Origin of the sequence: Spiroplasma endosymbiont of Poecilobothrus nobilitatus (genome assembly GCF_964030655.1) — a bacterium.
In the GTDB taxonomy this organism is placed as follows: domain Bacteria; phylum Bacillota_I; class Bacilli_A; order Mycoplasmatales; family Mycoplasmataceae; genus Spiroplasma.
The window spans coordinates 273,372-286,172 of the sequence record NZ_OZ034915.1 but is presented as its reverse complement, the minus strand read 5'-3'; the positions used below and the strand labels follow the sequence as shown (position 1 = coordinate 286,172).

The following is a 12,801-nucleotide window of genomic DNA, read 5'->3' as shown; positions in this document are numbered from 1 at the left end:
TGGGTTAATTCTACTAATTTTTTAATTCTCCTTTATTTCTGTTCTACCTTGTAAGGCGTTTTGATTATTACCAGTTTCATCATATTCCATTAATTTATTATTATGTTCTATTTCTTTGGCTTGCATTTTATCTTGTCATGCTTCTACTTTTTCAAAATATTTAGTTGCTTCTAATTCATCAATATTATCATATTCAGTTATGGCTCTAATTGGTTCCATTGTGCCATTATCTAATCTAGCAGTAATTAATTCATTTTGTCGCATTTGGTCAACCAAACTAGCACTAATAAAATCAAAACCATAGGGGCGTTCACCATTTCTATCTCATAAACCATAATATTTTAAAACTGTATCAAACATCTTAATATAATATTGCTTACGATATGCTTGTAAATATGCTTGTTTTTCTAAGTCTTTTGTCTTAGTTAATAATGATTGTGTTTTATTTTGGTCATTATCTGATTTATCACCAAATGGACTAGAAAAATGACATGCTAAATATACTTGTTCAATAATTGCTTTTTGATCTTCCGTATATGTTTCTAAAGCTGGGGTACCTTGTACTACTTGTAAAGATTGTGATAATTGACCATCTACTGATGATTGACCTGACTGAATAAAAATATCATCAAAAGCATCTTGTAATACTTTTTTATTGCCTTTGTTATAAGCGGTCATTAAATCATCATCTAATATCCCATATCAATGCGTACGATTTGCTCATCTTTCTTTTGATTTAATATTAAAACTATCTTCTAAATCAAATTGTAATTTATAACAATTAGCCATAGTAGGTCATGGGTTTAATGTAGTTGAAGTAGATAAAAATAAAGGATTAGGTTAATTAATCATTTTCCAAAAAGGGACTATGCCTAATTTGTTTTTAAATTCTTGTACTAAAACAGGTTTAACATCATCTTTAATTTGTGTTTTACTTTGTCCAACAACTACATCATTATTTTTAGTTCAACCTTTAATAACAATTTTATCTTTTGTACAAATTAAATTTAAAATAAAACCACTATCTGATTGATGATAATTTAATCAAATATCAGCACCTTGTTCAATTTCATTTATTTTGCTTACGCGTGATGTAAAGTTAAAAGGGTTAATTCATAAATCAATATTACCATCACTAGTTTCTAATAAACCAAAAATAGTTTTGCCCATTAAACTTGCGGTTAATTCATTTTTATCTAATTTTTCTTTTATTTTATAAGTTTCATATCATCAATTTAATTTTTCTAAAATGTCTTTACGATGAGACTTAAATAAAATATCTTTGCCATTTACTAATCGCATTTGATGGCGAGCAATAATATTTGTTAAATTAATTGTTAAATCATAATTATAAAATTTTAAAACACTATTAATATCATTTAAGTTTTGTAAACTAGGGAAAGTATTATTCATTGTTATTTTGCTCCTTTAATTTTAAGATAAGTGCATAATTAATAATATTTACTGTTAATAAATTTGGTTCATTTGCTAAAACTTGAACACATACTTTAACTTTTTGATATTGTTTAATATATTCGTTATATAAATTTAATTTACATATTGCGATATTATCTTTTTTTAATTCTTGACAAAGTATTTTTTTAACTTGTCCACAAACAGACATATAAGGTCTTTTTGCATTTATTACACGCTCATCATGTATTACATAAATATCTTTTTTCATTAAGTTATTCACTCCCTTTGTTGTCATAATTTATAATATGCTGAACTATTATGTTTAACCATTGGTATTAATTCAAAGTGTAAGGCATAAAAATCACTATCAAATGTATCATCGTATAAGTCCAACATTCGTTCTTCTCTGGCATCTGGTTTATCTTCTCATTGAATTAATTCATATTGGGTTTTACTTACAGGACATTTTTCTCATAATCATTTTAATTGATTAGTATTTATTAACATAGTAAATGCCTCTATACGATGTTTTATTTTAAATTTTTGTTTTTGTGCTGGTTTAAATGTCATGTATTGACCAAAAGAGTAATTATATTTCTCTCGATTTAAACTTTGCAATGTTGAATATGCACTATCATCAACATTAATTGATATTCCTTGTTGTATTAAATTAAAATATTTATTTAATTGATTATTATAAAACTCTAAAATATCTTTTACTTGTTCTAATTCAGTTTTAAATTGCTGAGTAGCATTTGAATGCGTATATTATGCCACTTTATATGCTTTTTTATCAAATGAATTATATATTCAGAAACTTGCTGCTGTTGTATGTCCCTTAGGACTTGTAGCATTCGCAATATCAACACCACCTAATAACTTAGCTGGTTGAATAATATCTGTTGCTTGCATAATATCAATATATCGTGCAAAGATTGACCCACTAGTATTGCCTGGTAAACCTCAACTTCATACTCTTGCTCTTTCAATATCTAATTGTTCTAATCTTAATTGTTCATTAACTTTTTCTTGTGGTAATTCATAATTTAATCTTCAACTAGAATAATGAATAATAATTTTCATATTTCATTTTTCTATATAAGTAATTTGTTCATATTTACTACGCATTATTTCTTCATTAAAAGGTAATAATTCATTACAATAACCAACAATATATCTTTTTAAACTTTCGGGATTACAGGTATTAATTGTTATTTTATTTTGATAACCACGAATAGCAAACTCTAAATCACTTAAGTCTTTTTGTTGAAATTGATCACATTCTTCTCTTCAATCAATAACTAATTTATATTTATTCAAATCAGCAAAGGCTTTTAATTTTTCTTTCCTACTTGGTGAATGTAAACATTTACAATATATTTTGCTACCATTTGATAAAGTAAAAGTAAAATTAGATAGATTAATAGTATAAGGAATATGATTTTCATCTAACATATTTAATATATTTTGAAATACACTATCTTTTAAATCTTTACTCCAATACATACTAGCAATGATACAAATTGGTTGTTTAATTAATAAACTAATTTTTAATAATTCACCAAACATTTTAATATTTGATATAGTTTTACCACTATATCGTGTTCCAATTTGATTAATTTCATTAACTAATTCATATTTTTTAGCAAACGGATATTTATTACCAATACTACTATTTTGTAATAACCAATAAGGAGTTTCTAACAAATAAGTAAAATGATTAAGCATTATTATCACTTTCTTTTTTAATATCTCTAATATCAGTTTGTAAATTAACAATTATTGGTTGTTGATTATTTAAGTTTAATTCTTTTTCAAGTTCTTTTTCTTGTAGTGAATATTTATAATTAAATGCACGCTGTCAATATAATTTAGCACCATCAGGTGAACGCATCATATATTCAATTATTTCACTTTCAATCCTATTAATTTGTCTTTCAATTAAAGGAACTATCTTTTCGCTCGCATAAGTATCATGTCTTCACTTGCGAGAAAGATTGAATTTATTGGTTAAATCGTTCAAAGTATAGGGAATATTAGGTTTCTTATTGGCTCAAAATTCATCTATTTTACGATTAAATGTGCTTAAACTTGCTTGTTTTTGGATTAAATTCTTTCATTTTTTGCTCCTTTTTGCATATTAAAATTGCTATTATTTAATGAATATGATTAAATAAAAGAGTATAAAATTCTGTTAAATATACAAAAGAACTCTCACAAGTTCTTTTTTATTATCTATATTTTACACCAAAATAAAAAAAAGTAAACTTAATTACTTTATTTTTTTTATAAACAGCTTTAAGAGACAGAATTTACTTACTGTTTATTATTTAAATTATATACCTATAAAAATAATTTGTCAATAATTTTTAATTTAATGTTATAAATATTTTAAAAAGAATTGGAGACAGAAAAATGCAAAAATATAAACATGTAAAATATGATGAACGAAATTTATTTAAAGATTTATTATTATCTGATAATTGTAAAAAGAAGAATGGCACACTTAATTTATCTGAAATATCAAGACAAACGGGTCGTGCAGTTAATACTATTAAAAGAGAAATAAATCGATTTAAAAAGGTAGAAGATTATATGCCAGTTGAAGCACAAAAAGATTATAAACAAAAAAGAAAAAAATGTATTAAAAAACTGCCCACATTTACAGACGAACAACAAGAATTTTTAAATTTACGATTTAATATTCTTTACGATTCACCAGCAGAAATTATTCAACGATTTTTAATAAAGTTTTGTGTCAAATTTTCTGCTTGTCTTAAAACATTTTATAAATGAATTTATTTAGGTCTTTTGGGTTTGTTAAAGAAAAATTTATTAAATGGTGGTAGAAGAAATAGAACAAAGAAAAGACCTGATAATCGCGGAAAATTAGATGAAAGATTTAGATCAATTTGAGATATTGAAAATAAACAATCTAATGTTGGTTGATTTGAAATGGATACGGTAGTTGGTAAAGAACATCAATCTAGTTGTTTAGTATTAGTTGAGCAATCAAGCAAAAAATACTTTGCTATGAAATTAGAAGAACATACTGCTAATGAAGTTTTAGAAAAAATTGAACATATAGTTAGAATTAATGATTTAGTTGGAAAAATTAAAGGAATAATAACAGATAGAGGAAAAGAATTTAGTAAATTTGAAGAAATGGAAAAGATTGCTGGAGCTAATGTTTATTATTGTGACCCAGGTTCACCTAAACAAAAACCCTTAATTGAAAGAATAAACCGTGAATTTAGGAAAAGATACCTTAAGGGAACAGATTTTAACCTTGTTACTCAACAAAAAATAGATTGAGTAGTTGATGTTATAAATGAAAAATTAAGGCCTTGTTTAAATTGAAGAACATCTAAAGAAGTATTTTTAGAGAATTTTAAATAAGTTTATTTGAAGTAAAATTTAATAAATTATTTTTCAGTGTGCTTAAATATGTTTAAAATAGACTAAACTTACAAATATTTTATTTTTTTTAAAAAAATAGTTGCATTTATTTTAAATGATGTTATTATCATAATAACAAGAGACAGAATTTGCTGCTTGAATTTACATAATACAAAAAAACTTTAATTTTGTAGAAAACTATTGATATTTATAAAATATACCTAAAATTAGGTATATTTTTAATATAAGAGGTGAATAATTAAAGAAAAAAATAATTGAAGAATTAATAAATAGTTTAACAGATGATCAATTTTTAGAATTTCATGAAAAAGTCAAAAAAGAAGCAGAATTAATTAAAAAACAAAAACGCTTAAATGAAATTGAACAAAAATTTAGGGATAAAGGTATTAAATGTCCTAATTGTCAATCTTTTTATTGTGTTAAAAATGGTCATAATACTGAAGGAAAACAAAAATATTTATGCAAAAAATTTCGTGCTAGTTTTGATGCTTTTCGTGATCATTTTACGTATTGAAGTCATTTAAAATATGAACAGTGAAATTTATTGATTCAAATTTCATTATTAGGCCAATCTAGTAAAATGATTTCCCGCTTTATTAAAACATCACCGAAAACCGCTTGATATAATCGCCAAAAAATAATGAAATCAAAACAATTAGAAAACACCCAATTAAAATTTAAAACGTTAAATGGCCAAATTCAAATCGATGAAACATTTATTAAAGAAATCTACAAAGGTAATTTTAAAGATAAATTTGATAAAAGAAAAATTCATCTTGATTCATTTTCAACCAACACTAAATGTTGTGTTCAAATGGCTGTTGATAGCAATAATAATATTTATGTTAAATCAACCAACACAAAACGATTACAAAAACAGTGAATTATTGAAAATATTAATAAACAATTAATCAAAGAAAATTCAATTATTATTTCTGACATGCAACCATTATATTTATTAGTATCAAAACAAACAAATTCTATTTTATTAGCAACTAAAACTAGTACAAATCCTGATGCTAGTTATCGGAAGTTAAATAAAATTAGTAAATTACAATCAAATCTTAAAGAATCCTTAATTCATTATCATGGCTTAGGTTTCACGAACATTCAAAATTATTTAAATCTCTGAAAATGAAAATACCAGCATAAAGGTTTAACATTAAACCAACAATCATCGGTATTATATTTTAACGTATAAAAAAGTTAAATAACAATATTAAAAGTTTATATAATTTTCTTTTAAAGTTATCATATTGATGTTTTTTTTTATTTCATCAAGAGTTTTCTACAAAATTAAAAAAAATAGTTGCTTGTTTTTTCATTTTTAGTATATAATGAGTAAGGCTAAAAAGATATGCCATGCCTAGTTAGCTCAGTCGGTAGAGCACTCGGCTGTTAACCGATCGGTCGCAGGTTCGAGTCCTGCACTAGGCGCCATTATTTTTTTGAAAATTTTTATCAATATTTACCGGCCTGTTGGTGAAGCGGTTAACACACATGCCTTTCACGCATGCATTCACGGGTTCAAACCCCGTACAGGTCACCATTTTCGGGTGTTAGCTCAGTTGGGAGAGCGCCTGCCTTACAAGCAGGTGGTCAGCGGTTCAAGTCCGTTACACCCGACCATTTTTTATATTAATAAGCTGGCTTAGCTCAATAGGTAGAGCAACTGACTTGTAATCAGTAGTTTGGGAGTTCAATTCTTCTAGCCAGCACCATTGCCTGTCTCCTGTTGGCTCAGTCGGTAGAGCAACTGGCTTTTAACCAGTGGGTCAAAGGTTCAATTCTTTTACAGGAGACCATTTTTAAAACGGAGTAACCGGGTGTGGCGGAATTGGCAGACGCACCAGACTTAGGATCTGGCGGGGTAACTCGTGGGGGTTCAAGTCCCTTCACCCGGACCATAATTAAAAAAACAAATTAGCACTTTCAGAGTGTTTTTTATTTATAAAATTATAAATATGTATAGTGTAAACCAATTATAACAAAACAACTATTATTAAAGAATTGTTTTTTTATTTGAAATAAAAAAATCTCTAAAAGGAGGTAATGATAATTAAACAACAAAAAATATGTGATGTTAATGATTGTTATAAATCAATATCATTCATTGGATAGGCTACAATTATTAGGACCATAATTATATAGACTTCAAAATTAGATAAAATTATTAAGAAAGAAGGAATATAAAAATGGGAAATAAAACTTCATACTCTGAAGAATTTAAAAAACAAATTGTCATGCTATATAAAAATGGTAAAAGTGTTATTAATCTAGGGCAAGAATATAATTTACCAAAACCAACTATTTATAGTTGAGTTAAAAATTATAATAATTCTGGTTCATTTAAAGCAAAAGACAATCGCACACTAGAAGAAAATGAAATAATAACTTTACGAAAAGAACTTAAAGACTTGAAAATGGAAAATGACATTTTAAAGCAAGCCGCACTGATAATTGCCAAAAAATAACAATAATTAATAACAACAAAACAAAATATTCAGTAAGAAAAACATGTAAGATTTTGGGTTTATCAAAATCAACGTATTATTATCAAACTAATAAATGTATTAACAAGCAAGTTAATAATTATGAACAAGAAATTATCAGTGCCTTTAATAAAAGTCGCAAAATTTATGGGGCTCGCAAAATTAAAGTTATTTTAAACAGAAAAGATATCATCTTATCGCGGCGAAAAATCAGATTCTTTATGATCAAAAATAATTTTGTTTCTAAATACACCAAATTAAAATATCATAATCATAAAACAACAGTCAATAATGACCAAATTAATAATATTTTAAATCGTCAATTTAACAACAAAAAACCTAATGAAGTTATTGTTAGTGATTTAACATATGTTCAAGTTGGCGCTAAATGACATTATATTTGTTTATTAATTGACTTGTTTAATCGTGAAATAATTGGTTATAGTGCTGGGCCGAATAAAACAGCCGAACTGTTCCAACAAGCTTTTCATAAAATAACACGACCATTAAATCAAATAACTCTATTTCATACTGATCGTGGTAATGAGTTTAAAAATAAAATCATTGATGAAATTTTAATAACTTTTAATATTAAAAGATCATTAAGCAATAAAGGATGCCCTTATGATAATGCTGTGGCTGAAACAACTTACAAAACTTTTAAAACTGAATTTATTAAGGGTAAAAAATTTAAAAATTTAACACAATTAAAATACGAACTTTTTGATTTTGTGCATTGATATAACAATATTCGAATTCATGGCAGTTTAAATTATTTATCTCCAGTTACTTTTAGAAAACAAATGTCTATATAAAAAGTGTCCTAAAAATTGTTGTCATTTTATTTTGATTTTACTTATCGCAAATATAAAGTTCATTTTTTTAGTAATAATAGTACTTATGTTTACAAATATGGTGAGAATTCTTATTATTGATCAAAAATAATGCGAACAAAATATAAAATTATTACCAAGGCGACTGATATTACAGAAGATATTACGCATGCTAGTGTTATTGCCCATCAGTCCTTAGATGATAAGGCTGCTAATGAATTAATGACAAAGTTACGACAATTATTACCGCAATTAGATATTACTCAATATAATAATTGGAATGGCAACACTTTTTAGGACACTTTTTATATAGACATTTGTTTTCTAAAAGTAACTGGAGATAAATAATTTAAACTGCCATGAATTCGAATATTGTTATATCAATGCACAAAATCAAAAAGTTCGTATTTTAATTGTGTTAAATTTTTAAATTTTTTACCCTTAATAAATTCAGTTTTAAAAGTTTTGTAAGTTGTTTCAGCCACAGCATTATCATAAGGGCAGCCTTTATTGCTTAATGATCTTTTAATATTAAAAGTTATTAAAATTTCATCAATGATTTTATTTTTAAACTCATTACCACGATCAGTATGAAATAGAGTTATTTGATTTAATGGTCGTGTTATTTTATGAAAAGCTTGTTGGACCAGTTCGGCTGTTTTATTCGGCCCAGCACTATAACCAATTATTTCACGATTAAACAAGTCAATTAATAAAAAAATATAATGTCATTTAGCGCCAACTTTAACATATGTTAAATCACTAACAATAACTTCATTAGGTTTTTTGTTGTTAAATTGACGATTTAAAATATTATTAATTTGGTCATTATTGACTGTTGTTTTATGATTATGATATTTTAATTTGGTGTATTTAGAAACCAAATTATTTTTGATCATAAAGAATCTGATTTTTCGCCGCGATAAGATGATATCTTTTCTGTTTAAAATAACTTTAATTTTGCGAGCCCCATAAATTTTGCGACTTTTATTAAAGGCACTGATAATTTCTTGTTCATAATTATTAACTCGCTTGTTAATACATTTATTAGTTTGATAATAATACGTTAATTTTGATAAACCCAAAATCTTACATATTTTTCTTACTGAATATTTTGTTTTGTTGTTATTAATTATTGTTATTTTTTGGCCATTATCAGTGCGGCTTGCTTTAAAATGTCATTTTCCATTTTCAAGTCTTTAAGTTCTTTTCGTAAAGTTATTATTTCATTTTCTTCTAATGTGCGATTGTCTTTTGCTTTAAATGAACCAGAATTATTATAATTTTTAACTCAACTATAAATAGTTGGTTTTGGTAAATTATATTCTTACCCTAGATTAATAACACTTTTGACCATTTTTATATAGCATGACAATTTGTTTTTTAAATTATTCAGAGTATGAAGTTTTATTTCCCATTTTTATATTCTTTCTTTCTTAATAATTTTATCTAATTTTGAAGTCTATATAATTATGGTCCTAATAATTGTAGCCTCTATCCAAACCGTGTTTTTGAAATTGCTTGCAATGAGATTCCAAAAGATAGTGCCTTGCAATTTTTATCCCATCACATTAGAATTGATATTAGTCAAACTTATTCATTTGGTGATTCTTATAATGATCTTGAATTAATTCGCCAAGCTGGAGTTGGGATTGCGGTTAGCAATGCGATTGATGAGTTAAAAACAATGGCGAATGAAGTAACATTATCAAATCGTGAAAATGGGCCAGCAAAATATTTGCAACAGTTTTTATTAAAAAAATAGTACTTTTATGATATGATAAAAAAGCAAGAGAATTCAGTAAAGGAGAGAATTAAAATGGCTGTAAATGAAATAAAAAATATTGATGAATTCGAAAAAACAATTGGTGATGCAAAGTTAACTTTAGTTGATTTTTATGCTGATTGATGTGGGCCATGTAAAATGATTGCTCCAATTATTAATGAATTAGCAAAAAAGCGTAGTGATGTTAATTTTATTAAAGTTAATGTTGATGTTTTACAAGATCTTGCTCAGAATTATGGAATTTTATCAATACCAACATTAATTACCTTTCAAAATGGAAATGAATTAAAACGTAAAACAGGATTTGTAACTGCTAACGAAATTGAACAAGATTTATTAAGTTAACAAAGTTTTTACTAATAATTTAAAAAAGAGAAGGTGAATAAAAAATGGCAATGTCAATGAAAAAACGCCGCCGTTTAATGGCAGAGCAAAAAGCGGCGAAAATCTTAGCTCGTAAAGAAGCTGCAAAAAAACAAAAAGAAGAAACAAAAGTTTTAAAGTAGGATATTTAATCTTTAATGTACAATGTTTAATTTAATGAAAATATAGTAATGAACTTTTTAAATAAAAAATTTATTAAATCAACAATTATAACCTAATTTATCTAAGGATTTTTATAAAATTAAAAAAATATTTTACAATAAAAACACTTAATTATGAACATCTAAAATAAAATAGACACAAAAAAAGAACTCAAAATGAGTTATTATTTGTTAAATTATTTTAAAGGAGATGTTCATTTTTTATGTCCAAACAATGAAGTAAAGAAGAAAAAATTAAAGCAATTAAATATTCAAATAAATATGGGATTAATAAAACAATCAAAAAATTTAATATTAACTATACTACTATTATTCGATGGCGAAGTGAATTTAAAAAACATGGGTAATATGGTTTAAAATGAGGAAATGGTAAACAAGCTACAACACATAAACATAAACCAAGAAGAGAAAAAAATGTTGATATAAATTTAATGTCGCGAGAAGAATTAATTGAATATATTAACTTATCAGAAGACATAAAAAAGTTTGTCGTCTTATCGAAAAAGAAAAAATTTAGAATTATTTGTGATTTACGGCGCAAATATAATGTCAAATGAATGTGTAAAATTTTGGAAATATGGAATGGCAATACTTTTTAGGACACTTTTTATATAGACATTTGTTTTCTAAAAGTAACTGGAGATAAATAATTTAAACTGCCATGAATTCGAATATTGTTATATCAATGCACAAAATCAAAAATTTCGTATTTTAATTGTGTTAAATTTTTAAATTTTTTACCCTTAATAAATTCGGTTTTAAAAGTTTTGTAAGTTGTTTCAGCCACAGCATTATCATAAGGGCAACCTTTATTGCTTAATGATCTTTTAATATTAAAAGTTATTAAAATTTCATCAATGATTTTATTTTTAAACTCATTACCACGATCAGTATGAAATAGAGTTATTTGATTTAATGGTCGTGTTATTTTATGAAAAGCTTGTTGGGCCAGTTCGGCTGTTTTATTCGACCCAGCACTATAACCAATTATTTCACGATTAAACAAGTCAATTAATAAACAAATATAATGTCATTTAGCGCCAACTTGAACATATGTTAAATCACTAACAATAACTTCATTAGGTTTTTTGTTGTTAAATTGACGATTTAAAATATTATTAATTTGATCATTATTGACTGTTGTTTTATGATTATGATATTTTAATTTGGTGTATTTAGAAACCAAATTATTTTTGATCATAAAGAATCTGATTTTTCGCCGCGATAAGATGATATATTTTCTATTTAAAATAACTTTAATTTTGCGAGCCCCATAAATTTTGCGACTTTTATTAAAGGCACTGATAATTTCTTGTTCATAATTATTAACTTGCTTGTTAATACATTTATTAGTTTGATAATAATACGTTGATTTTAATAAACCCAAAATCTTACATATTTTTCTTACTGAATATTTTGTTTTGTTGTTATTAATTATTGTTATTTTTTGGCCATTATCAGTGCGGCTTGCTTTAAAATGTCATTTTCCATTTTCAAGTCTTTAAGTTATTTTCGTAAAGTTATTATTTCATTTTCTTCTAGTGTGCGATTGTCTTTTGCTTTAAATGAACCAGAATTATTATAATTTTTAACTCAACTATAAATAGTTGGTTTTGGTAAATTATATTCTTGCCCTAGATTAATAACACTTTTACCATTTTTATATAGCATGACAATTTGTTTTTTAAATTCTTCAGAGTATGAAGTTTTATTTCCCATTTTTATATTCCTTCTTTCTTAATAATTTTATCTAATTTTGAAGTCTATATAATTATGGTCCTAATAATTGTAGCATATCCATTAGGATTAAATTCACTTTCTACGGGGTCTAATTTACGAGCAAAAGTTAAAATTGTATCTAATTCAACAATTTCATCTTCAAATTCAACTGTTGAATATTTTAATAAATTATCATCGGTATTAAATACTTTTCCGTTTGATCCTAAACCTTCATTATATTTAATATTTTTCTTTCTTTTATATGTTAAGCCAAATTTATTGGCTTCTTTTCAAGCAAATAGTGCCTCTCAACTAAATTTTTGTTGATAAGTTTGTAAATATCATTGATCAAATGATTCACGATCATTTTTTGTTGCTTGATTAACAATATCATCAAAAATTCTTTGTGGATTTTGTGCCATAGTTTTATTCCTTCTTTCTATTTATTAAATACATTATCTTCATCGATAATATTATTTTCGTTGTTTTCTGTTTTTTGTGCGCCGCCGGTATTAACGATTTGTACTTTGATTAATTAATCACAAACACTTTGTAAGTGTGTTTTAATTACTACAATATCATAGTTAATA

The 12,801-nt window shown here is 25.5% G+C and carries 14 protein-coding genes, 6 tRNA genes and 3 pseudogenes; 14 read left to right on the top strand and 9 right to left on the bottom strand.

Annotated features, from left to right (window positions below; genetic code table 4):
• Nucleotides 1–21 precede the first annotated feature (21 nt).
• The 6 genes from AAHM76_RS01655 to AAHM76_RS01630 form a co-directional block, all read right to left on the bottom strand.
• Entirely contained in the window at nt 22–789 is a 768-nt protein-coding gene (locus tag AAHM76_RS01655; protein ID WP_342256388.1) for a hypothetical protein, read from the bottom strand.
• A gap of 51 nt (nt 790–840) precedes the next feature.
• The gene (locus AAHM76_RS01650; RefSeq protein ID WP_342256387.1) at nt 841–1,413 is read right to left on the bottom strand and encodes a hypothetical protein; all 573 of its coding nucleotides are present in this window, start codon (nt 1,411–1,413) and stop codon (nt 841–843) included.
• Complete coding sequence (locus AAHM76_RS01645; protein WP_342256256.1) at nt 1,406–1,684, bottom strand: hypothetical protein; 279 nt, start codon at nt 1,682–1,684, stop codon at nt 1,406–1,408. Before AAHM76_RS01645 ends, AAHM76_RS01650 begins: the two co-directional genes overlap by 8 nt.
• Nucleotides 1,684–2,034, bottom strand: coding sequence for a hypothetical protein (locus AAHM76_RS01640; protein ID WP_342256386.1), 351 nt, complete (start codon nt 2,032–2,034; stop codon nt 1,684–1,686). Before AAHM76_RS01640 ends, AAHM76_RS01645 begins: the two co-directional genes overlap by 1 nt.
• A 150-nt stretch (nt 2,035–2,184) precedes the next feature.
• On the bottom strand, nt 2,185–3,144 hold the full coding sequence (locus tag AAHM76_RS01635; RefSeq protein WP_342256385.1) for a PBSX family phage terminase large subunit: 960 nt from the start codon (nt 3,142–3,144) through the stop codon (nt 2,185–2,187).
• Nucleotides 3,137–3,439: a hypothetical protein gene (locus tag AAHM76_RS01630; RefSeq protein ID WP_342256384.1), complete on the bottom strand. Its 303-nt coding sequence runs from the start codon at nt 3,437–3,439 to the stop codon at nt 3,137–3,139. Before AAHM76_RS01630 ends, AAHM76_RS01635 begins: the two co-directional genes overlap by 8 nt.
• A 392-nt stretch (nt 3,440–3,831) precedes the next feature.
• Between AAHM76_RS01630 and AAHM76_RS01625 the strand changes: the two genes are divergently transcribed.
• The 11 genes and pseudogenes from AAHM76_RS01625 (at nt 3,832) to AAHM76_RS01580 (ending at nt 8,458) form a co-directional block, all read left to right on the top strand.
• Complete coding sequence (locus AAHM76_RS01625; protein WP_342256383.1) at nt 3,832–4,815, top strand: IS30 family transposase; 984 nt, start codon at nt 3,832–3,834, stop codon at nt 4,813–4,815.
• Nucleotides 4,816–5,074: 259 nt separating this feature from the next.
• Nucleotides 5,075–5,278 (top strand): annotated as a pseudogene (locus tag AAHM76_RS08320) (hypothetical protein); the annotation flags it as partial.
• Nucleotides 5,279–5,380: 102 nt separating this feature from the next.
• Entirely contained in the window at nt 5,381–6,037 is a 657-nt protein-coding gene (locus tag AAHM76_RS01620; protein ID WP_342256382.1) for a transposase, read from the top strand.
• Nucleotides 6,038–6,200: 163 nt separating this feature from the next.
• Nucleotides 6,201–6,276: transfer RNA gene (locus AAHM76_RS01615), tRNA-Asn, on the top strand.
• 33 nt (nt 6,277–6,309) lie between these two features.
• A tRNA-Glu gene (locus AAHM76_RS01610) sits at nt 6,310–6,385 on the top strand.
• Between the two features lie 4 nt (nt 6,386–6,389).
• Nucleotides 6,390–6,465: transfer RNA gene (locus tag AAHM76_RS01605), tRNA-Val, on the top strand.
• A gap of 16 nt (nt 6,466–6,481) precedes the next feature.
• A tRNA-Thr gene (locus tag AAHM76_RS01600) sits at nt 6,482–6,557 on the top strand.
• An 8-nt stretch (nt 6,558–6,565) separates the two neighbouring features.
• Nucleotides 6,566–6,641 (top strand) — tRNA-Lys (locus AAHM76_RS01595).
• Nucleotides 6,642–6,658: 17 nt separating this feature from the next.
• A tRNA-Leu gene (locus AAHM76_RS01590) sits at nt 6,659–6,743 on the top strand.
• A gap of 288 nt (nt 6,744–7,031) precedes the next feature.
• A protein-coding gene (locus AAHM76_RS01585) for an IS3 family transposase (protein WP_342256381.1) occupies nt 7,032–8,143 on the top strand; the annotation gives its coding sequence in 2 pieces (ribosomal slippage) (nt 7,032–7,275 and nt 7,275–8,143; 1,113 coding nt in all).
• A 15-nt stretch (nt 8,144–8,158) separates the two neighbouring features.
• Nucleotides 8,159–8,458, top strand: coding sequence for a hypothetical protein (locus AAHM76_RS01580; RefSeq protein ID WP_342256380.1), 300 nt, complete (start codon nt 8,159–8,161; stop codon nt 8,456–8,458).
• An 8-nt stretch (nt 8,459–8,466) separates the two neighbouring features.
• Here the strand turns inward: AAHM76_RS01580 and AAHM76_RS01575 are convergent.
• Nucleotides 8,467–9,531 (bottom strand): annotated as a pseudogene (locus AAHM76_RS01575) (IS3 family transposase).
• A gap of 146 nt (nt 9,532–9,677) precedes the next feature.
• On the opposite strand from AAHM76_RS01575, the gene AAHM76_RS01570 reads away from it, so the two are divergent.
• The 3 genes from AAHM76_RS01570 (at nt 9,678) to AAHM76_RS01560 (ending at nt 10,839) form a co-directional block, all read left to right on the top strand.
• A complete protein-coding gene (locus AAHM76_RS01570; protein WP_342256819.1) occupies nt 9,678–9,926 on the top strand; it encodes an HAD family hydrolase in 249 nt (82 codons plus the stop codon).
• 54 nt (nt 9,927–9,980) lie between these two features.
• On the top strand, nt 9,981–10,292 hold the full coding sequence (gene trxA, locus AAHM76_RS01565) for a thioredoxin (RefSeq protein WP_342256379.1): 312 nt from the start codon (nt 9,981–9,983) through the stop codon (nt 10,290–10,292).
• A gap of 403 nt (nt 10,293–10,695) precedes the next feature.
• Complete coding sequence (locus tag AAHM76_RS01560; RefSeq protein ID WP_342256378.1) at nt 10,696–10,839, top strand: hypothetical protein; 144 nt, start codon at nt 10,696–10,698, stop codon at nt 10,837–10,839.
• Between the two features lie 260 nt (nt 10,840–11,099).
• On the opposite strand, the pseudogene AAHM76_RS01555 reads toward AAHM76_RS01560, so the two are convergent.
• Nucleotides 11,100–12,211 (bottom strand): annotated as a pseudogene (locus tag AAHM76_RS01555) (IS3 family transposase).
• A 44-nt stretch (nt 12,212–12,255) separates the two neighbouring features.
• The gene (locus AAHM76_RS01550) at nt 12,256–12,633 is read right to left on the bottom strand and encodes a hypothetical protein (protein WP_342256377.1); all 378 of its coding nucleotides are present in this window, start codon (nt 12,631–12,633) and stop codon (nt 12,256–12,258) included.
• Nucleotides 12,634–12,801: the final 168 nt, after the last annotated feature.